The organism is Rhodopseudomonas palustris, from assembly GCF_034479375.1.
Taxonomy (GTDB): Bacteria; Pseudomonadota; Alphaproteobacteria; order Rhizobiales; family Xanthobacteraceae; genus Rhodopseudomonas; species Rhodopseudomonas palustris_M.
The window spans coordinates 4,029,928-4,049,691 of the sequence record NZ_CP140155.1 but is presented as its reverse complement, the minus strand read 5'-3'; the positions used below and the strand labels follow the sequence as shown (position 1 = coordinate 4,049,691).

Below are 19,764 nucleotides of genomic sequence, written 5' to 3'. Positions count from 1 at the left end.
AAATCCGGACCGGCGTCGCCGGTCCCCTGCAAGAGATGTCATGGCGGAACTGCGCGATCCAAACACGAAGTCTATGCGAACGACCCGCCGGACGGCGGTCGGCCTGATCCTCGGCGCGCCGTTGCTTGCCGCCTGTTCGGGGACGCAGCAGACTCTCTCCAGCCAGTTCGGCCAGCAGCCGAACGCACCGGAGGCCGCGCCGCAGTCGCAATCGGTCGGTAGCGGCCGGGTCAAGGTCGGTCTGGTGCTGCCGCTGTCGGCGCCCGGCAATGCCGGCGTCGCCGCGCAGTCGATGAAGAACGCCGCCGAGATGGCGCTCGCCGAGTTCAATAATCCCGACGTCCAGTTGCTGCTGAAAGACGACGCCGGTAATCCGCAGGGCGCGCAGGCCGCGACCCAGCAGGCGCTCGATGAAGGCGCCGAGATCATTCTCGGCCCGCTGTTCGCGCAATCGGTGCCGGCCGCGGCTCAACTCACCCGCGCCCGCGGCGTCTCGATGATCGCGTTCTCGACCGATTCGAGCGTCGCAGGCCGCGGCGTGTATCTGCTGAGCTTCCTGCCGGAGTCCGACGTCAACCGGATCATCGGCTATGCGTCGAGCGTCGGCAAACGCTCTTATGCGGCGCTGCTGCCCGATAACGCCTATGGCGGCGTGGTCGAGGCCGCCTTCAAGCAGATGGTCGGGACCAAAGGCGGCCGCATCGCCGCGTTCGAGAAATACGGCGCCGACCGTGCCGGCCCGGCCCGGACCATCGCGCAGGCGCTGTCCGGCGCCGACTCGCTGCTGCTGGCCGATGACGGCGACGCGCTGGCGAGCGTCAGCGACGCGCTGACCGCCGCGGGCGCCGATCTGCGCCGCGTGCAATTGCTCGGCACCGGGCTGTGGGACAATCCGCGGGTGTTCGCAACGCCGGCGTTGCAGGGCGGGCTCTACGCCGCGCCCGATCCGTCCGGCTTCCGCAGTTTCTCCGCTCGCTATCGCACCCGTTTCGGCCAGGAGCCGGTGCGCACCGCGACGCTGGCCTACGACGCGGTGGCGCTCGTCGCCGCGCTGGCGCGCACGCAAGGCCCGCAGCGGTTCTCGTCCGCCGTGCTGACCAGTCCGTCGGGTTTCGCCGGCATCGACGGCCTGTTCCGCTTCCGCGCCGACGGCAGCAACGAACGCGGCCTCGCCGTGATGCGCGTCGCCACCGGCGGCGGCCAGCCGGTGGCCGGCTCGCCGAAAAGTTTCGGGGCTTAGTTCAGCCGGTCACTCCGGGGCGCCGCGCAGCGGCGAGCCCGGAATCCCGCGGTGATGAGAACTGAGATTCCGGGTTCGCGCCTTGCGGCGCTCCCCGGAACGACGACTTCACGCCGCCAGATCCGCCACCACCGCGTCGAGCACCGGGAATCCCGCCTGCGTCACGCGCAGCCTTCCGTCGGCGTCGACAATGATGGCGCCTTCCTCGCGCAGCACGGCGATCCGCGATGGGTCGAGCGAGCGTCCCGCGAGCGCCTGATAGCGCCGCGGATCGATGCCTTCGGCGAGCCGCAGCCCCATCAGCAGAAATTCGTCGGCGCGCTCTTCGCTGTTGAGCCGGTCGTCGGTGATCACGCCGTGTCCGCTGGCCTCGACCCGCATCAGCCAGCTCTCCGGCCGCTTTTCGGTGGCGACCGCGTAGCGCGTGCCGCCGATGTCGAGGCGGCCATGCGCGCCGGGGCCGATCCCGGCATATTCCTGGCCGCGCCAGTACACGAGATTATGCTTGCACTCGGCGCCCGGGCGGGCGTGGTTGGAGATCTCGTAAGCGGGTAGTCCGAGCTCGGCGCAGACCGATTGCGTCACGTCATAGAGCGCCCGCGAAGCGGACTCGTCCGGCGTCTGCAATTTGCCGGCGCGATGCAGTGCGAAGAACGGCGTCTCGGCTTCGATGGTGAGTTGATACAGCGACAGATGTTCGGCGGCTTCGCCGATCGCGCGGCGCAGCTCGGCCTCCCACATCGCCGGAGTCTGGCCCGGGCGCGCATAGATCAGGTCGAACGAGTAGCGGTCGAAGGCCGAGCGGGCGATCGCGACTGCATCCATCGCTTCCTGCGCGGTGTGCAGCCGGCCGAGCGTCTTCAGCGAGGCGTCGTCGAGCGCCTGCACGCCGAGCGAGACGCGGTTGACGCCGGCTGCGCGATAGCCGCGAAACCGCGTCGCCTCGACGCTGGTCGGGTTGGCTTCGAGGCTCACTTCGACGTCCGGCGCGACGCGCCAGTGCTTGCCGATCGCATCCAGGATCGCCCCGACGGTCGAGGGCTGCATCAGCGACGGCGTGCCGCCGCCGAGAAAGATCGAGGTTACGTCGCGCGGACCGGTCCGTTGAGCGGTGGTCTCGATCTCACGCGCGAAGGCGCGGGCGAAGCGGTCCTCGTCGATCGCGGCGTGGCGGACGTGGCTGTTGAAGTCGCAATACGGGCACTTCGACAGGCAGAACGGCCAGTGCACGTAGACACCAAAGGCTTGGACGCCGAAGGCGCGATCCGGATCAGCGCGCAAGGCAGATCTCCGCCAGTTTGACGAAGGCGCGGGCGCGGTGCGACAGGCCTAGCCCGAGCGGCGGCAGGCCGTGCTTCTCGATGCTGGTCATTTCGCCGAAGGTGCGATCATGGCCGTCCGGCAGGAAGATCGGGTCGTAGCCGAAGCCGGCACTGCCGCGCGGCGGCCAGACCAGCGTGCCGTCGGCGCGCGCCTCGACCTCTTCGACGTGGCCGTCCGGCCAGGCGACGCACAGCGCCGAGACGAAATGCGCGCCGCGCTGCGCCGGCACCGTGGCGCCGCGCTCCTGCAGCAGCCGCTCGATCCGGGCCATCGCGGCGTTGAAGTCCTTGCCCTCGCCGGCCCAGCGCGCCGACAAGATTCCCGGCGCGCCGTCGAGCGCATCGACGGCTAGGCCAGAATCATCAGCGAATGCAGGCAGTTGCGCCGCCTGCGCGGCGGCCTCCGCCTTGATGCGGGCATTGGCGCGGAAGCTGTCGCCAGTCTCCTCGGGCTCGCCGAGGCCCAGCTCGCCAGCCGACACCGCCGCGATCCCGTAAGGGGCCAGCAGTTCCCGCATCTCGGCGAGCTTGCCGGGATTGTGGGTCGCGATCACGAGCTGGCCGCTGATTCGTCGGTGCATGGCAGCGCTAGCGTAGCTCAGGAGCGGCCGCGAATGGGTGGCAAGAATGACTCACGCCACCGCCATTTTCTGCAGCTCGACCAGCCGCGCCACGCCTTTCTGCGCCAGCGCCATCAGCGCCAGGAACTCGTCCTGCGAGAACGGGGTCTTCTCGGCGGTGCCCTGCACCTCGACGATCCGGCCGTCACCGGTCATGACGAAGTTGGCATCAGTCTCGGCCTCGGAATCCTCGGCGTAGTCGAGATCGAGCACCGGCGTGCCATTGTAGATGCCGCAGGAGATCGCGGCGACGTTGTCGCGCATCACATTTCCCTTGAGCATGTTGCGGGTCTTCATCCAGGCGAGGCAGTCGGCCAGCGCCACCCAGGCACCGGTGATCGAGGCGGTCCTTGTGCCGCCGTCGGCCTGCAGCACATCGCAATCGACCGTGATCTGGCGCTCGCCGAGCGCCTGCAGGTCGACGATGGTGCGCAGCGAGCGGCCGATCAGGCGCTGGATCTCGACGGTGCGGCCGTTCTGCTTGCCGGCCGCGGCCTCGCGCCGGGTGCGTTCCAGCGTGGCGCGGGGCAGCATGCCGTATTCGGCCGTCACCCAGCCGCGGCCCTGGCCCTTCAACCATGGCGGCAGCCGTTCTTCGAGGGTCGCCGTCACCAGCACATGGGTGTCGCCGAATTTAACCAGGCAGGAGCCTTCGGCGTATTTCACGACGCCTCGCTCCAGCGAAACGGCGCGCAATTCATCGGGCGCACGGCGGCTTGGCCGCATGGGAAATCCTCCGTCAATTTCGGGAAATGGCGATCCGGGCTGCTTTTAGGGGCGGAGCGCCGCAGCGGCAAGGGCGGTGGCCCGAAGCGGTGGCCCAAAGCGGTTACTGGCATGGACAACCTCCCGACTTGTAACCTGACGCCGGCGACGACAGATTAGAAGGGCAACGGAGGACAAGTTGGCTCATCATGAACCGATCGGCCTGATCGCGCCCAATACCGGACTGGCGCAGCTCAACGAGCGCTCGCGGGATATCTTTCGGCAGATCGTCGAAAGCTACCTCGCGACCGGGGAGCCGGTGGGCTCGCGCAATATCTCGCGGCTGATTTCGATGCCGCTGTCGCCGGCCTCGGTGCGCAACGTCATGGCCGATCTGGAGCAGCTCGGCCTGATCTACGCGCCGCACACCTCGGCCGGCCGGCTGCCGACCGAACTCGGCCTGCGCTTCTTCGTCGATGCGCTGATGCAGGTCGGCGACCTGACCGAGCCGGAGCGGCAGTCGATCCAGGCGCAGCTCTCGTCCGTCGGGCGGGCACAGACCGTCGAGGCCGCGCTCGGCGAAGCGCTGACCCGGCTGTCCGGCCTGACGCGGGCGGCCGCGGTGGTGCTGACCGCCAAATCCAACGTCCGGCTCAAGCATATCGAATTCGTCCGGCTGGAGCCGGAGCGCGCACTGGTGATCCTGGTGGCCGAAGACGGCCAGGTCGAAAATCGCGTGCTGGCATTGCCGCCCGGCGTGCCGTCGTCGGCGCTGACCGAGGCGTCGAACTTCCTCAACGCCCGGATCCGCGGCCGGACGCTGGCCGAATCGCGGCTCGAACTGGAAACCATGCTGTCGCAGGATCGCACCGAGCTCGATCAGCTCACCCAGAAGGTGATCTCGGCCGGAATCGCGAGCTGGTCGGGCGGCGACGGCGAGGATCGCCAGCTGATCGTGCGCGGCCACGCCAATCTGCTGGGGGATCTGCACGCGCTGGAAGATCTCGAACGGGTCCGGCGGCTGTTCGACGATCTCGAAACCAAGCGCGGGGTCGTCGATCTGCTCGGGCGCGCCGAGAGCGCCGAGGGCGTGAGGATCTTCATCGGCTCGGAGAACAAGCTGTTCTCGCTGTCCGGCTCCTCGACCATCATTGCGCCCTACAGCGACGGCGCCGGCCACATCGTCGGCGTGCTGGGCGTGATCGGTCCGACCCGGCTGAACTACGCGCGGGTGATCCCGATGGTCGACTACACCGCGCGTATCGTCAGCCAGATGCTGGGCGGCTGACGCTCAGGGCAAGGGCCTGTCGTCGGACTGCGATCGGCTCCAGTCTTTCTGATCGGGCATGATCCTTCTGCGAAAACCGGGACCCGTTTTCGAGACCGTATGCCGGCCGCCAAGCTTGATTTTCATGGCGCAAACCACGATATCCCGGCCAGCCCATTCCCGACCGATCCAGACTTTTCTCTCAGAAGGTAGCGTGATGACCGATTCCAACGGACCGAAGGACCACAACCAGGACGAGGCGCAGGCAGCCGCCGATCCGGTGGTTTCCAAGCCGTACATCATGCCGGACGACCCGGAAGAAGGTGCGAACGAAGCGCTCGTCAAGGAAGCCGCCGAGGCGCGCGACAAGATGCTGCGCACGCTGGCCGAAATGGAGAATCTGCGTCGCCGGACTCAGAAGGAAGTCGCCGATGCGCGGACCTACGGCGTCTCGGCTTTCGCCCGCGACGTGCTCGAGATCGCCGACAATCTGCAGCGCGCGCTCGACGCCGTGCCGGCCGAAGCTCGTGCCAATGCGGATGCCGGGCTCAAGGGACTGATCGAGGGCGTCGAACTCACCGAGCGGTCGCTGATCAACGCGCTGGAAAAGAATGGCGTCCGGAAGTTCGATCCGCAGGGCGAGAAGTTCGATCCGAACTTCCAGCAGGCGATGTACGAAGTTCCGGATCCGTCGGTGCCCGCCGGCACCGTGGTGCAGGTGGTGCAGGCCGGTTTCATGATCGGCGAGCGCGTGCTGCGCCCGGCGCTGGTCGGCGTTTCGAAGGGCGGCGCGAAGCAGGCTCCCGCGGCGGCCAACGGCACCGACACCAGCGCCTGATCAGCGCGCCTTCAGCCCGTCGCGCACCTTGCGGAAACGCGGAAACGCGTCGGACCAGCGGTCGCGCGGCGAGCTGCCGATCACCCGCATCGCCACGCTGGCGTTGCCGAACCGCAGCCACTGCACCACGGTCACGGGGGTGTTGTCCTTGCCGCTGACGGCGTCGATCCGGGTCTCGAAGCCCGGCGAGCCGTCGATCCGCATCGGTTCGGAGTTGGTGATCTTCGCATCGCGCAGACCCGGAATGGTGGCGGCGGCCTGCTGGGCGAAGCGTGCGCGATCGTCGGTCTGTTCCGGCACCGAGCCGATCAGGCCCAGCACCATGAACGGCGCGCCTTCGATGCCGGTGTCCTCGTTGCCGTCGGCGAGCAGCAGCGCGGCGCCGGGCGCCAGCGTGCGCACGGTCTTGAAGTCGCTCAATTCGCGGATGTCGAACGGCATCTGCGCGACCTGCTCCTCGACCGGCACCTGCTGCCGCACCGAGACGGAGCTCAGCATCTTCTTCACGGCCTCGTCCGAGTAGGTCTTGGCCTCGCTGTCGGCGACCTGCACCGCCACATAGCCGGAGAACGCCTTGCTGCCCGACACGATCAGCGAGTAGCGACGGACCTTGTCGGCGCCGACGACGCCTTCCTCGGCCGTGTAGTAGGCGGTGCCGGCGGCGGTCTCCAGGCTCTCGGGTTTCACCTTGCCCATCGCGCCTTCCGGCACCGCCTTGAAGGCCGCCTCGACCTCGCCGAAGGCCGGACCAGGCAATTCGGCCAGCAGCACCTTGACGCCGTGGCCGGCGGATTCGAAGCCGAGGAAGGCCTTCGACTCGGTCATTCCCGGCATCGGTGTGAGGCCGACGCGGATGCCGCGCGGATAGATGGTCTCGGCGGCTGCGGGCGTCGCGGCAAGCACCAGGGCAAAGGCGAGGAGGCGCGCTATCTGTCTCATGGATGGCTCTACTGAAGTCGCATTGAGGCCGTTCGATGGTCGGGGGCGGCTGCCCGTGGGGCCATCGCAGGGTCGAAGATGCGACGGCCGAAGGGCACCTGATCACGTCCTGACGTCCGGTCAAGGCGCAACCGCACACTGGGACGACCGGCCGCAAGCGGACCCTTTTGCCGTGCTGCAAAACGATCGCCCCCGGCGGCGCGTCGGAGACCACTGAGATTCATCAAAGCCGATGTTTTCGTAGGCGAGGCCGTCCGCCAGTCCTTGCAGCCCCCACCCCCCCTCCTATATGAGGCTCACCGCCGCACAATCGCGAGCATTTGATATTTGGGGGTTGGGGCTGGTGCGCCGTCAGGGCCCGCCCGACTCGCCGCAAAAAGAAGGATATGAGCACCATGGGAAAGGTCATCGGGATCGATCTCGGCACCACCAATTCGTGCGTCGCCGTCATGGACGGCAAGAATTCCAAGGTCATTGAGAACGCAGAGGGCATGCGCACGACCCCCTCGATCGTCGCATTCAGCGACGACGGAGAGCGGCTGGTCGGTCAGCCCGCCAAGCGCCAGGCCGTCACCAATCCCGAGCGCACCTTCTTCGCCGTGAAGCGCCTCGTCGGCCGTCGCTACGACGACCCGATGGTCGAGAAGGACAAGAAGCTCGTTCCCTACAAGATCGTCAAAGCCTCCAATGGCGACGCCTGGGTCGAGGCCGACGGCCAGACCTATTCGCCCTCGCAGGTTTCCGCCTTCATTCTGCAGAAGATGAAGGAGACCGCGGAAGCGCATCTCGGCCAGAAGGTCGATCAGGCGGTGATCACCGTCCCCGCTTACTTCAACGACGCCCAGCGTCAGGCCACCAAGGACGCCGGCAAGATCGCCGGCCTCGAAGTGTTGCGCATCATCAACGAGCCGACCGCGGCTGCGCTGGCCTACGGCCTCGACAAGACCAAGGCCGGCACCATCGCGGTCTACGACCTCGGCGGCGGCACCTTCGACGTCTCGATCCTGGAGATCGGCGACGGCGTGTTCGAAGTGAAGTCAACCAATGGCGACACCTTCCTCGGCGGTGAAGACTTCGACATGCGTCTGGTCAGCTACCTCGCCGACGAATTCCAGAAGGAGCAGGGCATCAACCTGCGCAACGACAAGCTGGCGCTGCAGCGGCTCAAGGAAGCCGCCGAGAAGGCCAAGATCGAGCTGTCGTCGACCACCCAGACAGAGATCAACCTGCCGTTCATCACCGCGGACCAGTCCGGTCCGAAGCATCTGACCATGAAGCTGACCCGCGCCAAGTTCGAAGCGCTGGTCGACGATCTGGTGCAGAAGACGATTGAACCTTGCCGCAAGGCGCTGAAGGATGCCGGCCTCACCGCCGGCGAGATCGGCGAAGTGGTGCTGGTCGGCGGCATGACCCGCATGCCGAAGGTCCAGGAAGTGGTGAAGCAGTTGTTCGGCAAGGAGCCGCACAAGGGCGTCAACCCTGACGAAGTGGTGGCGATCGGCGCCGCGATTCAGGCCGGCGTGCTGCAGGGCGACGTCAAGGACGTGCTGCTGCTCGACGTCACCCCGCTGTCGCTGGGCATCGAGACGCTGGGTGGCGTGTTCACCCGGATCATCGAGCGCAACACCACGATCCCGACCAAGAAGAGCCAGGTGTTCTCGACCGCGGAGGACAATCAGAACGCGGTCACCATCCGGGTCTTCCAGGGCGAGCGCGAAATGGCGGCCGACAACAAGATCCTCGGCCAGTTCGACCTGATGGGGATTCCGCCCGCGCCGCGCGGCATGCCGCAGATCGAGGTGACGTTCGACATCGACGCCAACGGCATCGTCAACGTCTCGGCCAAGGATAAGGCGACCGGCAAGGAGCAGCAGATCCGCATCCAGGCGTCGGGCGGTCTGTCGGATTCCGACATCGACAAGATGGTCAAGGACGCCGAAGCCAACGCCGCCGAGGACAAGCGCCGCCGCGAAGCGGTCGACGCCAAGAACCATGCCGATGCGCTGGTGCATTCCACCGAGAAGGCGCTGGCCGAGCACGGTTCGAAGGTCGCGGAGCCGGAGCGCCGCGCCATCGAGGACGCACTCAGCGATCTGCGCGAGTCGCTCAAGAGCGACGATGCCGAGGCGATCAAGACCAAGACCAACACGCTGGCGCAGGCCTCAATGAAGCTCGGCGAAGCGATGTACACGCAGCAGGCGGAGTCCGACGCGGCCAAGCACGCCGCCAAGGACGACATCGTCGACGCCGACTTCACCGAAGTCGACGACGACAAGAACAACAAGAAGTCAGCCTAAGGACCTCTTGACGGATAATGTAACCCCCATCTGACGAACGCGCGTGCGGACTTCAGGTGGGGGTTGCTTTCGTTGGGCCTGGGACGGCATGAAGCATGCACGTTCCCTCGAGGGTCAATTGGATCGAGCAGGTTTGACGGATGTCCACCACCAAGCGTTGCTACTACGAAACCCTTGAAGTCGAGCGTAGCGCCGACGAATCGACGCTCAAAAGCGCTTTCCGCAAGCTCGCGATGAAATGGCATCCGGATCGCAATCCGGGCGATGCGTCGAGCGAAGTCAGGTTCAAGGAAATCAACGAAGCCTACGAAATCCTAAAGGACGGCGACAAGCGCGCCGCCTACGACCGTTACGGTCATGCCGCCTTCGAGCAGGGCATGGGCGGCGGTCCCGGCTTCGGCGCCGGCTTCGCCTCGTCGTTCTCCGATATCTTCGAAGACCTGTTCGGCATGGCCGGACAGCGCGGGCGCGGCACCGGCCGCGAACGCGGCGCCGATCTGCGATACAACATGGAGATCACCCTCGAGGACGCCTACAAGGGCAAGACCGCGCAGATCGAGATCCCGGTCTCGGTCACTTGCGAGTCCTGCTCCGGCATCGGCGCCAAGGCCGGCACCAAGCCGAAAACCTGCTCGACCTGCGGCGGCGCCGGCCGCGTCCGTCAGGCCCAGGGGTTCTTTACGCTGGAGCGGACCTGCCCGAGCTGCCAGGGCCGCGGCCAGATCATCGAGGATCCGTGTCCGTCCTGCTCCGGCTCCGGCCGCGTCACGCGCGAGCGCACCTTGTCCGTCAACATTCCGCAGGGCGTCGAGGACGGCACCCGCATCCGTCTCGCCGGCGAAGGCGAGGCCGGCCTCCGTGGCGGGCCGCCGGGCGATCTCTACATCTTCCTGTCGCTCGCCTCGCACGCCATCTTCCAGCGCGATGGCGCCGATCTGCATTGCCGGGTGCCGATTTCGATGGTGACGGCGGCGCTGGGCGGTGAATTCGAGGTGCCGACGATCGAACGCGGCAAGACCAAGGTGAAGGTGCCGTCAGGCACCCAGACCGGCCGGCGATTCCGCATTGCGGGAAAAGGCATGCCAGTGCTGCGGTCGCGTCAGGTCGGCGACATGTATGTCCAGGTTGCCGTGGAAACGCCGCAGAATCTCACCAAGAAGCAGCAGGAGCTGCTGGCGGAGTTCGAAAAATTATCGTCGGGTGCAACCCAACCCGAGGCCGCGGGTTTCTTCTCCAAGGTCAAGGACTTCTTCGGCTCCCGCGCGAACACTCCCTAAGCGTCTAACTTGACCCGCCTGGGAGTGCCCTATACTTGTGATGTAACAATAATTTGACACTGGGCCAATATACCTCCCGGTTTGGTAGCGGAATGGCTTTGCAGTCCACGGTTCGCGCGTTGAAGAAGCAGCCACGTCTGGATGACGAGGTTCGCTTCCTACGTTCCTGGATCGAAAAGCCGCTGCACATGGGTGCGGTGATGCCGTCGGGCAAGTTGCTGGCCCGGACGATGGCGCAATATGTCGACATCGACTCCACCGGACCCGTGATCGAACTGGGGCCCGGCACCGGCGCAATCACCAATGCGCTGGTCGAGCACGGCGTCGATCAGAAGCGCCTGGTGCTCGTCGAATACAATCCGAGCTTCTGCGCCTTGCTGCGCGAACGCTATCCGCAAGCGACGATCGTTCAGGGCGATGCCTATCGGCTGCGCGATACGCTGTGGGACGTGCTGCCCGAGCCGGCCACCGCGGTGGTGTCGGGGCTTCCGCTGGTCACCAAGCCGATGCTGACCCGGATGAAGCTGATCCGCGATTCCTTCAATCTGCTCGAACCCGGCGCGCCTTTCGTGCAGCTCACCTATTCGGTGGCGCCGCCAATTCCGAAATCGCTGCCGGGCGTCGCCACCGAGGCCTCGGAGCGGATCTGGATGAACATCCCGCCCGCCCGGGTCTGGGTCTATCGCAAGGGCTGAGCCGCCCGCCGTGCCGCTGTCCCTCGGGCAAGCGGCTTTCCCACAGATGCCGACGCTCCCGGAAATTCCGGCGTTCCTTCGCCCGACAACTTCGCTAAACAGGGCGCGGCCATGGTCGCGCTTGTCGGCAGGAGATCGGCATCATGTCAGCGGTGAAGATTCTCGTCATTCCCGGCTCGCTGCGAACCGGCTCGCACAATGTGCGGCTGGCCGCCGCCGCCATGCATGAATTCGCCCGCGCCGACGTCGACGTCACCCGGCTGTCGCTCGCCGATTTTCCGCTGCCGATTTACGATGGCGACTTCGAAGCCAAGTCCGGCGTGCCGGTCAACGCCATCAATCTGAAGCGGATGATCGGTGCGCATCACGGCGTGCTGATCGTCAGCCCGGAATACAATTCGGCGCCACCGGCGCTGCTGAAGAACGCGATCGACTGGGTATCGCGGGTCCAGGACCCGCACGAGACCCAAGGTCAGGTGTTTCGCGAGCGCGTCTTCGCTCTCGCCTCGGCCTCCGAAGGCAAGCTCGGCGGCGCGCGCTGCCTCGCCGCGTTGCGCCTGATCCTGTCCGGCTGCCGCGCGCCGGTGATTCCCAATCAGCTCGCGCTGTCGTTCGCCCATCAGGCCTATGACGACAGCGACCGGCTGAAACTCCCCGCCGACGCCGCCGCGCTGCAGGCGATGGTCCGGCAATTGATCGACTTCGCCCAACAGATGATGAGGTAACAGGTCATGGCGCAAGCCGACCCCGCCGATCGCGACCGGCTGATCGTTGCATTGGACGTGCCCGGCGTCGACGCCGCCACCGCGATGATCGAGAAGCTCGGCGACAGCGTCGGCTTCTACAAGATCGGTTATCAGCTCGCTTATGCCGGCGGGCTCGCGCTGGTGCCGAAGCTCGTCGATGCCGGCAAGAAGGTGTTCGTCGATCTCAAGCTGCACGACATCGGCAACACCGTGGCGCGCGGCGTCGAGAGTCTGAGCTCGCTCGGCGCCACCTTCCTCACCGTGCATGCCTATCCGCAAACGATGAGAGCCGCGGTCGAGGCGCGCGGCGCGTCGGGGCTGAAGATCCTCGCCGTCACCGTGCTGACCTCCTATGACGATCGCGATCTCGCCGACGCCGGCTACGCGCTCGGCGTGCGCGACCTGGTCGAGGCGCGCGCGCGGCAGGCGCTGGCGATCGGCGTCGACGGCCTGGTGTGCTCGCCCGAGGAAGCGGCTCATCTGCGCGGCATCATCGGGACGAAGATGGCGCTGGTGACGCCGGGGATCAGGCCCGCCGGCGCGGCCGCGGGTGACCAGAAGCGGATCATGACCCCGGCGCGGGCGATCGCCGCCGGCGCCAGTCATCTGGTGGTCGGCCGCCCGGTGATGGACGCCGCGGACCCGAAGCAGGCGGCGGATGCGATCGTCGCCGAGATCGCGCAAGCGAAATAACCGACAGGGAAAGAACCATGGCCAAGGGCTATTGGGTCGCACGGATCGATGTGCACGATCTCGACAGCTACAAGCGCGACTATGTCGCCCACAACGGCGCGGTGTTCGCCAAATACGGCGCGAAGTTTCTCACGCGCGGCGGCACCTACGAGGCGCACGAAGGCCCGTCGCGCTCGCGCAACGTCGTGATCGAGTTCGAGGACTACGCCACCGCGCTCGCCTGCTATCACTCGCCCGAGTATCAGGCGCTGATCAAGGCCCGCGCGCCCTATGCGCAGGGCGAGATCGTCATCGTCGAGGGTTATGACGGGCCGCAGCCGCAGGGCTGAACCTCGGCCTGCTTTCGCTCAGTTGCCGGGCCCTTCTCGCCCGGCTATACCGCGGGCCTGTCAAAGGATCGCAAGCCGATGTCCGATATGCGCCTGATCGTTGCCGGGGCCGGTGGCCGGATGGGCCGCGCGCTGACGCGCGCCATTTCCGAAACAAAAGGCGTCGTGCTCACTGGCGCGCTGGAAGCGCCCGGCTCGGAACTGCTGGGTCAGGACGCCGGCGTGCTCGCAGGTCTGCCGGCCAATGGCGTCATGCTGTCCGCCGACCTGTGGAAGCTGTCCGCCGACGCCGACGGCATTCTCGATTTCACCGTGCCGGGCGCGACCATCGCCAATGTGGCGATCGCCGCGCAACGCGGCATCGTCCATGTGATCGGCACCACCGGCCTGTCGTCGTCCGACAATGCGGTGATCCAGAGCGTCACCCGGCAGGCGATCGTGGTGAAGTCCGGCAATATGAGCCTCGGCGTCAATCTGTTGGCGGCGCTGACCAAGCGTGTGGCGCAGTCGCTCGGCGACAATTTCGACATCGAGATCGTCGAAATGCATCACCGCGCCAAGATCGATGCGCCGTCCGGCACCGCGCTGCTGCTCGGCGAAGCCGCCGCGGCCGGCCGCCAGGTCGATCTCGACAGCCATTCGGCGCGCGGCCGCGACGGCCTCACCGGCGCGCGCAAGTCCGGCGACATCGGCTTCGCGTCCTTGCGCGGCGGCACCGTCACCGGCGACCACAGCGTGATCTTCGCCGGGCCTTACGAGCGGATCGAGCTCACCCATAAGGCCGAGGACCGCATGATCTTCGCCCATGGCGCGCTGAAGGCGGCGCAATGGGCGCACGGCCAGAAGCCTGGGCTGTATTCGATGATGGACGTGCTCGGGCTCGCGGAGTTCTGAGGGCGTAGCGGATAGCGCTTCGCCCGAGCCGTATTAGCCGATCAGCGATGTGCCGGTCATCTCCGCCGGCTGCGGCAGGTCCATCAGCTTCAGCAGCGTCGGGGCGAGATCGGACAACTGGCCGTCCGCCAGCGGGCCGTCGTGGCCGACCAGCAGCACCGGCACCGGATTCGTGGTGTGCGCGGTGTGCGGGCCGCCGGTGACCGGATCGCGCATCATCTCGCAATTGCCGTGATCGGCGGTGACCAGCAGCGCGCCGCCGGACGCGCGGATCGCCGCGACGATGCGGCCGAGCTGGGTGTCGACCGTCTCGACCGCTTTGATCGCCGCCGGCAGGCTGCCGGTGTGGCCGACCATGTCGGGATTGGCGAAGTTGAGGACGATCAGGTCGTATTTGCCGGACTCGATCGCCTGCACGGCCTTGTCGCCCAGCTCAGACGCGGACATTTCCGGCTGAAGATCATAGGTCGCCACCTTGGGCGAGGGCACCATGATGCGGTCTTCGCCGGGATACGGCACTTCCTCGCCGCCGTTGAGGAAGTAGGTGACGTGCGGATATTTCTCGGTCTCCGCCATCCGCAACTGATGCCGGCCGGTGGCAGCGACCACCTCACCGAGGCCGTTCACCAGGCTCTGCGGCGGAAAGATCGTGCGCATCAGCGCATCCAGCGCGTTGCTGTATTGCGTCATGCCGGCGGCGGCCGCGATCTTCAGCACGCGCTTGCGCGGGAAGCCTGCGAACGCCGGGTCGAGCAGGGCGGCGAGGATTTCGCGCACCCGATCGGCGCGGAAATTGAAGCACAGCACGCCGTCGCCGTCGCGTATGCCCTGATAGTCGCCGACCACGGCGGGAACGATGAACTCGTCATTGACGCCGGAGGCGTAGCCGGCGGCGATCACCGCATCCGCGTCCGCGAAGCGCGGTCCGTCAGCCTCGGCGATCACGCCGTAGGCCTTGCCGACGCGCTCCCAGCGGTTGTCGCGGTCCATCGCATAATAGCGGCCGCTGACGGTGGCGATCGGCACGCTCGGCGGCAGGTCGGCGCGGAGCCGGGCGATGTCGTCGACGGCAGATTTCGGCGGCGTATCGCGGCCGTCGGTGAAAGCGTGCAGCACCGTCGGGATTCCGGCTTTCGCCAGAATCTTCGCCAGCGCAACGGCATGGTCCTGCAGCGAATGCACGCCGCCGGGTGACACCAGGCCCATCAGATGGCAGGTGCCGCCGCTGGCCCGCAGCTTCTCGATGAAGGCCAGCAATTCCGGCGCCCGATCGATCTCGCCGCTGGCGATGGCGTCGCTGATCCGCGGCAGATCCTGCATCACCACCCGGCCGGCGCCGATATTGAGGTGGCCGACCTCGGAATTGCCCATCTGGCCGTTCGGCAGCCCGACCGATTTCCCGGAGGTGCGCAGGAAGGCGTGCGGGCCGCCCGTCCACAGCGCGTCGAAGGTGGGGGTGTTGGCCTGCAGCACGGCATTGTCTGCCGGGTCCTCGCGCCATCCCCAACCATCGAGGATCACGAGCATGACGGGACGGCGGGACTGCATGGCAAAGACTTTCCTGGGTGTGGGCGCGCGCCTCGAGGCTGTTTCGGCGCCCCTCACACCTATGGTCGCGGCCCGCCCCCGTCAATCGGTCGGCCGGAGGGTCAGCCCGCCCCGAGCCGCCCCGCTTCCCAGCCGATCATCGCCTGTTTGCGGGTCAGGCCCCAATGATAGCCGGTGAGCGCGCCGCCTTTGCCGAGCGCGCGATGGCACGGCACCACGAATGAAATCGGGTTCTTGCCGATCGCGGCGCCGACCGCGCGCGACGCCTTCGGCGCGGCGATCCGGCCGGCGATGTCCGAGTAGCACAGCGCCCGTCCCATCGGGATTTTCAGCAGCGTCTGCCAGACCCGGACCTCGAAATCGGTGCCGATCAGCACCACCCGCAGCGGCTGCTCCGGCCGCCATTGCGCCGGGTCGAACACGCGCTGCGCAAAGGGCGCGGTGAAGTCCTGGTCGGCGATGCAGGTGGCGCGCGGCCAGCGTCGCTGCAGGTCCATGAAAGCGGCCTCCTCGCCGCCGGGATCGGCGAAGGCGAGGCCGGCGAGACCGCGCTCGGAGGCGATCACCACGGCGGTGCCGAACGGCGACGGGTGATAGCCGTAGCGCAGCGTCAGCCCGGCGCCGCCGCTCTTCCACTCACCCGGCGACATCGCCTCATGGGTGACGAACAGATCGTGCAACCGGCCGGGACCGGACAGGCCGGAGTCCAATGCCGCGTCGAGCACGCTGGCGGAATCGCGCAGCAGCGATTTGGCATGGTCGAGCGTCAGCGCCTGCATGAAGGCCTTCGGCGTCAGCCCGGCCCAGCGGCGAAACAGATGGTGTAGTTCGTCGGGCGTCAGCCCGGCCGCGTCGGCGATCGCCTCGACGGTCGGTTGCGCTTTCCACTTCTGCGAGATGAACGCGATGGCGCGGCGCACCGCGTCGTAGTCGGCGAGCGCGGTGTCGCGGGGGCCGGGCTTGGCGGGAACATGGTCGGCGATGGCGAGGTTCATCATGAGGCCGATGTTACCTGCCGCAGCGGCCGCGGCCACCCGTTTTCAGAGCTCTCCGGATCAGGCTTGAACCACCGGGCCGCGTCGGGCGGCATCCAGCGCGGCCGTCAAGGCATTGGCGAAGCTCGCCTTTTCCTCAGCGCCGAGAAAGCTCGCGATACTGACGCGGCGGCCGCTGGAGACCAAATACAGTTGCTCGATGCCGAACTCGGCGTGGACGATCTTCTCCAGCCGCACCCAGAGCGGGTTCAGCACCCATTCCACCACCTGCCCGCGCGGCGACGTGCGGCGCACTCGTAACTCGCTGATCGTCATCGAGATTTCCTCGCTGGCGCGACCGCGGGCGAACACCACTTTGAAGGCGATATAGATCGCCAGCAGATCGAGACCGAAGAAGCCGAACACCGGCCAGGCGCCGATCATCCAGAAGCCGAGGCCGGCGGCGAAGCTGATCGTGCCGAGAAACCCCATCAGCACGAGAAAAGCCTTGTGACTCAAGGCGCGATGCGGCTTCAGCAGCGCCGAAAACAGTTTCGGCTCGGCCCATTTCGGCTCAAGATCGGTTCCTGTCGTCATTGCGGAATATTATACCTCATCCATGCCCAAAATCACCCGCCGCGTGGCTGCACCGGCTGCCGAAACACCCGCCAAGACCCCGAAAAGCCTTGCGGCAAACGCGACGCAAACCGGAGGCAAACCTGCGAGGCCGCCAAAACGCCTCCGCCGCTGGACCTCCGACGAGGTTCGCGAGGCCTTCACCCGATTCGCCAGGGCCAACCCGGAGCCGAAGGGCGAGCTCGAACATCTCAACCCGTTCACCCTGCTGGTCGCGGTGGTGTTGTCGGCGCAGGCGACCGACGCCGGCGTCAACAAGGCGACGCGCAGCCTGTTCGCGATCGCCGATACGCCGGCGAAGATGCTGGCGCTCGGCGAAGAGCGGGTGCGGGAGCATATCAGGACCATCGGCCTTTTTCGCACCAAGGCGAAGAACGTGATTGCGCTGTCGCAAAAACTGATCACCGACTTTGGTGGGCAAGTACCAGGCACGCGCGCCGAGCTGGAGACGCTGCCGGGCGCCGGGCGAAAGACCGCCAACGTCGTGCTCAACATGGCGTTCGGGCAGCCGACCATGGCGGTCGATACCCATGTATTCCGCGTCGGCAACCGCACCGGGCTGGCGCCCGGCGACACGCCGCTCGCGGTCGAGCTCGGACTCGAGAAAGCGATCCCGCCGCAGTTCATGCAGCACGCCCACCACTGGCTGATCCTGCACGGCCGCTACACCTGCCTGGCCCGCAAGCCGCGTTGCGAGGTCTGCCTGATCGTCGACCTGTGCAGGTGGCCGGAGAAGACGGTGTAGTTCCGCGTGTTCGGTGCGCTGCCGACCCGCGCGCACGCCGTCATCCCGAGATCCTGGCCGAAAATGCGGCCAATGAAATCGGGCGCTTTCGTTTCAACTCGTCATGCCCGGCCTTGTGCCGGGCATCCACGTCCTGCAGCGCAGGCCGCAAGCAAGGCGTGGATGGCCGGGACAAGCCCGGCCATGACGGAGTGAATGAACTGCGAAAACGACTGCTGTTGCGGCCTGCATTTTCAGTCAGGCTCTGAGGTGCGCGCTGTTGCGCGCCTCGAAGGATGCGCGGCTTGCGCGCGGGTCCGCATCCTTCGAGGCTCGCCCCAACGGGCGAGCTCCTCAGGATGACGGCGCTGTGTGAGTGGCGAGCGTCTCGGAGTAACGGCTCTGATAATAATCGTCGCTGCTACTTCATCATCGCTCCGACTTCGTTGCGCAGCGCTTTGCGTGCGTCGTCGCGGGCGTAGGTCATGTGGCCGCCGGGCCAGGTGACGAGCTTGATCCGCTTCGACGCGAACGGCGGCAATTGATCGATCGCGACGACGCTGCCGAAATACGGCGTGGCGAGGTCGAACAGGCCGTGCGTCACCAGCACCTGCAGCTTCGGGTCGACCGCGAGAATTTCGCGGAGCTGCGTCAGCGATTCCACCGGGCTGCGGCCGCGGCCGAAATCCCATTGCCGCGACACCGCGCCGTTGAGCAGATGATACGAGCCGCTCGGGCGCCATTGCAGCGTGTTGCGGGTCAGCTCCATCGCGGCGCTGGTGAGCGGCGCGATCAGCGATTCCGACGACGGGTCGCTGAACTGCGCGTCGCTGGAATCCGGGAACGGGTCCTGGCCGAGCACCGAGGCGTCGAACCGTCCGGTGACCTTTCCATTGGCGCGGTCGAACTCGCGCTGGAACTCGCTGGTATCGAGCCGGCCGGCGAGCCTTCGACTGACGGCGGGATCGATCCCGCTCAACGCCGCGACGCGATCGGCGAGGCGCTGGGTCGCGGCCTGATCGGCTTCGCCCTTGATCAGATCGGTGATGAATTCGCCACGCGCGTAGCTCTCGACATCGGCGAGATCGGCGCGGGTGACAGGACCCTTTCGCTGCCGCGCCGCCGCCGCCATGGTCGGCAGCCGTGCTACGTATTGCAGCAGGCTCGATCCGGAATATTCGCGGAAGTCGAGCAAGGGCGACACCAGGATCAGACCCTTGACGCCGATGCCCTGCTTGGTCTGCAGATCGCGCACCACGCGCGGGCCGCGGATGCCGCCATAGCTTTCGCCGGCGACGTATTTGGGCGACAGCAGCCGGTCGTGCTTCTCCAGCCAGCGCCGGATCGTCAGCGCGGTCGCGGCGACGTCGCCGTCGACCGAATAGAACTGCTTGCGCACGTCGTCGCCGCTGGCGACGAAGCGGCTGTAGCCGGTGCCGACCGGATCGATGAAGACCAGATCGGTGACATCGAGCCAGGTCTCGGCGTTGGGCTGCAGCGCCGGCGTCGCCGAGGCGACCGCGGCATCGCCGAACATCGGCAGCCGCCACGGCCCGGCGGCGCCGAGCTGCAGCCAGGCCGAGGACGCGCCGGGCCCGCCGTTGAACAGGAAGGTCACCGGCCGCATCCGCGCCTCGGTGTTGTCGAGCTGATAGGCGGTGTAGGCGATATCGGCCTGCGGCTCGTTCTTGTCGTTGAACAGCCGGATCGAGCCGGCGGTGGCGGTGAAGGACAGGCTGCGGCCCGGCAGCGCCAGCGTGTGCCTGGTCGTCGAATCGGCGGGCAGCCGGTGCTGCTCGGCGTCGGAGGGCGCGGGTTTGCCTTGCGATCCGCCTGTGTCGGCCTTGCCCTGCGCGGCGGCCAGCGGCGACGCGTCCTGCGCGTGGAGCGGCGCGAGCGTTGCGGTTGTGACGAGCAGCGCCGCCAGCGCGACGCGGCAGGCGGACCAAGGCGACATCGGCATTCCATCTCCTTCGGCACGACCGCCGCCACGCGCAGCCTGCACACAAGGCGGTCGATT

19 protein-coding genes are annotated in these 19,764 nt (G+C 67.0%); 11 read left to right on the top strand and 8 right to left on the bottom strand.

The features are described 5' to 3' along the window. Positions 1-40 precede the first annotated feature (40 nt). Entirely contained in the window at positions 41-1,240 is a 1,200-nt protein-coding gene (locus SR870_RS18250) for a penicillin-binding protein activator (RefSeq protein ID WP_322514944.1), read from the top strand. Between the two features lie 108 nt (positions 1,241-1,348). Here the strand turns inward: SR870_RS18250 and hemW are convergent, their stop codons facing one another. Genes hemW through rph form a run of 3 tightly spaced genes read right to left on the bottom strand, consistent with a single transcriptional unit; the run spans position 1,349 to position 3,908 of the window. Beyond that, positions 1,349-2,521 carry a radical SAM family heme chaperone HemW gene (hemW, locus tag SR870_RS18245; RefSeq protein WP_322514943.1) on the bottom strand — a complete coding sequence of 391 codons (1,173 nt, stop codon included), beginning with the start codon at positions 2,519-2,521 and terminating at the stop codon, positions 1,349-1,351. After that, positions 2,511-3,143, bottom strand: a complete 633-nt coding sequence (gene rdgB / locus SR870_RS18240) for an RdgB/HAM1 family non-canonical purine NTP pyrophosphatase (protein ID WP_322514942.1) — start codon at positions 3,141-3,143, stop codon at positions 2,511-2,513. Before rdgB ends, hemW begins: the two co-directional genes overlap by 11 nt. Before the next feature lie 51 nt (positions 3,144-3,194). Then, complete coding sequence (rph, locus tag SR870_RS18235) at positions 3,195-3,908, bottom strand: ribonuclease PH (protein ID WP_322514941.1); 714 nt, start codon at positions 3,906-3,908, stop codon at positions 3,195-3,197. A gap of 178 nt (positions 3,909-4,086) precedes the next feature. On the opposite strand from rph, the gene hrcA reads away from it, so the two are divergent. Beyond that, entirely contained in the window at positions 4,087-5,175 is a 1,089-nt protein-coding gene (hrcA, locus tag SR870_RS18230; RefSeq protein ID WP_322514940.1) for a heat-inducible transcriptional repressor HrcA, read from the top strand. A gap of 196 nt (positions 5,176-5,371) precedes the next feature. Continuing rightward, positions 5,372-5,992: a nucleotide exchange factor GrpE gene (gene grpE / locus SR870_RS18225; RefSeq protein ID WP_322514939.1), complete on the top strand. Its 621-nt coding sequence runs from the start codon at positions 5,372-5,374 to the stop codon at positions 5,990-5,992. Here grpE and SR870_RS18220 read toward each other — a convergent pair whose 3' ends face one another. Continuing rightward, on the bottom strand, positions 5,993-6,931 hold the full coding sequence (locus tag SR870_RS18220; RefSeq protein WP_322514938.1) for a hypothetical protein: 939 nt from the start codon (positions 6,929-6,931) through the stop codon (positions 5,993-5,995). Positions 6,932-7,326: 395 nt separating this feature from the next. On the opposite strand from SR870_RS18220, the gene dnaK reads away from it, so the two are divergent. The 7 genes from dnaK to dapB all read left to right on the top strand — a co-directional run bounded on the left by dnaK (position 7,327) and on the right by dapB (position 13,862). Beyond that, the gene (gene dnaK, locus SR870_RS18215; RefSeq protein WP_322514937.1) at positions 7,327-9,228 is read left to right on the top strand and encodes a molecular chaperone DnaK; all 1,902 of its coding nucleotides are present in this window, start codon (positions 7,327-7,329) and stop codon (positions 9,226-9,228) included. 140 nt (positions 9,229-9,368) lie between these two features. After that, entirely contained in the window at positions 9,369-10,505 is a 1,137-nt protein-coding gene (gene dnaJ, locus SR870_RS18210; protein ID WP_322514936.1) for a molecular chaperone DnaJ, read from the top strand. 92 nt (positions 10,506-10,597) lie between these two features. Beyond that, a complete protein-coding gene (locus SR870_RS18205; protein ID WP_322514935.1) occupies positions 10,598-11,200 on the top strand; it encodes a class I SAM-dependent methyltransferase in 603 nt (200 codons plus the stop codon). 143 nt (positions 11,201-11,343) lie between these two features. Then, positions 11,344-11,925 carry an NAD(P)H-dependent oxidoreductase gene (locus tag SR870_RS18200; protein ID WP_322514934.1) on the top strand — a complete coding sequence of 194 codons (582 nt, stop codon included), beginning with the start codon at positions 11,344-11,346 and terminating at the stop codon, positions 11,923-11,925. A 6-nt stretch (positions 11,926-11,931) separates the two neighbouring features. Further along, positions 11,932-12,639 (top strand): orotidine-5'-phosphate decarboxylase, encoded by a 708-nt coding sequence (pyrF, locus tag SR870_RS18195; protein ID WP_322514933.1) that lies wholly within the window; start codon positions 11,932-11,934, stop codon positions 12,637-12,639. Between the two features lie 17 nt (positions 12,640-12,656). Then, positions 12,657-12,968 carry a DUF1330 domain-containing protein gene (locus SR870_RS18190; RefSeq protein WP_322514932.1) on the top strand — a complete coding sequence of 104 codons (312 nt, stop codon included), beginning with the start codon at positions 12,657-12,659 and terminating at the stop codon, positions 12,966-12,968. Between the two features lie 78 nt (positions 12,969-13,046). Then, positions 13,047-13,862 carry a 4-hydroxy-tetrahydrodipicolinate reductase gene (gene dapB / locus SR870_RS18185; RefSeq protein WP_322514931.1) on the top strand — a complete coding sequence of 272 codons (816 nt, stop codon included), beginning with the start codon at positions 13,047-13,049 and terminating at the stop codon, positions 13,860-13,862. 33 nt (positions 13,863-13,895) lie between these two features. Here the strand turns inward: dapB and gpmI are convergent, their stop codons facing one another. The 3 genes from gpmI to SR870_RS18170 form a co-directional block, all read right to left on the bottom strand. After that, positions 13,896-15,410 carry a 2,3-bisphosphoglycerate-independent phosphoglycerate mutase gene (gene gpmI, locus SR870_RS18180; protein ID WP_322514930.1) on the bottom strand — a complete coding sequence of 505 codons (1,515 nt, stop codon included), beginning with the start codon at positions 15,408-15,410 and terminating at the stop codon, positions 13,896-13,898. A 101-nt stretch (positions 15,411-15,511) separates the two neighbouring features. After that, positions 15,512-16,408: a bifunctional helix-turn-helix domain-containing protein/methylated-DNA--[protein]-cysteine S-methyltransferase gene (locus tag SR870_RS18175; protein ID WP_322514929.1), complete on the bottom strand. Its 897-nt coding sequence runs from the start codon at positions 16,406-16,408 to the stop codon at positions 15,512-15,514. 57 nt (positions 16,409-16,465) lie between these two features. Then, positions 16,466-16,981, bottom strand: a complete 516-nt coding sequence (locus SR870_RS18170) for a DUF2244 domain-containing protein (RefSeq protein ID WP_322514928.1) — start codon at positions 16,979-16,981, stop codon at positions 16,466-16,468. 22 nt (positions 16,982-17,003) lie between these two features. Between SR870_RS18170 and nth the strand changes: the two genes are divergently transcribed. Continuing rightward, positions 17,004-17,765, top strand: coding sequence for an endonuclease III (nth, locus tag SR870_RS18165; RefSeq protein ID WP_322514927.1), 762 nt, complete (start codon positions 17,004-17,006; stop codon positions 17,763-17,765). 400 nt (positions 17,766-18,165) lie between these two features. Here nth and SR870_RS18160 read toward each other — a convergent pair whose 3' ends face one another. Then, on the bottom strand, positions 18,166-19,707 hold the full coding sequence (locus SR870_RS18160) for a S10 family peptidase (RefSeq protein WP_322514926.1): 1,542 nt from the start codon (positions 19,705-19,707) through the stop codon (positions 18,166-18,168). Positions 19,708-19,764: the final 57 nt, after the last annotated feature.

What these genes read in the sequence shown, in the direction of transcription:
- SR870_RS18220 (WP_322514938.1), bottom strand. Translation starts at nt 6,931, where the DNA reads ATGAGACAGATAGCGCGCCTCCTCGCCTTTGCCCTGGTGCTTGCCGCG.
- rdgB (WP_322514942.1), bottom strand. Translation starts at nt 3,143, where the DNA reads ATGCACCGACGAATCAGCGGCCAGCTCGTGATCGCGACCCACAATCCC.
- nth (WP_322514927.1), top strand. Translation starts at nt 17,004, where the DNA reads ATGCCCAAAATCACCCGCCGCGTGGCTGCACCGGCTGCCGAAACACCC.
- SR870_RS18205 (WP_322514935.1), top strand. Translation starts at nt 10,598, where the DNA reads ATGGCTTTGCAGTCCACGGTTCGCGCGTTGAAGAAGCAGCCACGTCTG.
- SR870_RS18250 (WP_322514944.1), top strand. Translation starts at nt 41, where the DNA reads ATGGCGGAACTGCGCGATCCAAACACGAAGTCTATGCGAACGACCCGC.
- grpE (WP_322514939.1), top strand. Translation starts at nt 5,372, where the DNA reads ATGACCGATTCCAACGGACCGAAGGACCACAACCAGGACGAGGCGCAG.
- SR870_RS18160 (WP_322514926.1), bottom strand. Translation starts at nt 19,707, where the DNA reads ATGCCGATGTCGCCTTGGTCCGCCTGCCGCGTCGCGCTGGCGGCGCTG.
- SR870_RS18170 (WP_322514928.1), bottom strand. Translation starts at nt 16,981, where the DNA reads ATGACGACAGGAACCGATCTTGAGCCGAAATGGGCCGAGCCGAAACTG.
- dnaK (WP_322514937.1), top strand. Translation starts at nt 7,327, where the DNA reads ATGGGAAAGGTCATCGGGATCGATCTCGGCACCACCAATTCGTGCGTC.
- gpmI (WP_322514930.1), bottom strand. Translation starts at nt 15,410, where the DNA reads ATGCAGTCCCGCCGTCCCGTCATGCTCGTGATCCTCGATGGTTGGGGA.
- dnaJ (WP_322514936.1), top strand. Translation starts at nt 9,369, where the DNA reads ATGTCCACCACCAAGCGTTGCTACTACGAAACCCTTGAAGTCGAGCGT.
- dapB (WP_322514931.1), top strand. Translation starts at nt 13,047, where the DNA reads ATGTCCGATATGCGCCTGATCGTTGCCGGGGCCGGTGGCCGGATGGGC.
- SR870_RS18190 (WP_322514932.1), top strand. Translation starts at nt 12,657, where the DNA reads ATGGCCAAGGGCTATTGGGTCGCACGGATCGATGTGCACGATCTCGAC.
- SR870_RS18175 (WP_322514929.1), bottom strand. Translation starts at nt 16,408, where the DNA reads ATGATGAACCTCGCCATCGCCGACCATGTTCCCGCCAAGCCCGGCCCC.
- pyrF (WP_322514933.1), top strand. Translation starts at nt 11,932, where the DNA reads ATGGCGCAAGCCGACCCCGCCGATCGCGACCGGCTGATCGTTGCATTG.
- rph (WP_322514941.1), bottom strand. Translation starts at nt 3,908, where the DNA reads ATGCGGCCAAGCCGCCGTGCGCCCGATGAATTGCGCGCCGTTTCGCTG.
- SR870_RS18200 (WP_322514934.1), top strand. Translation starts at nt 11,344, where the DNA reads ATGTCAGCGGTGAAGATTCTCGTCATTCCCGGCTCGCTGCGAACCGGC.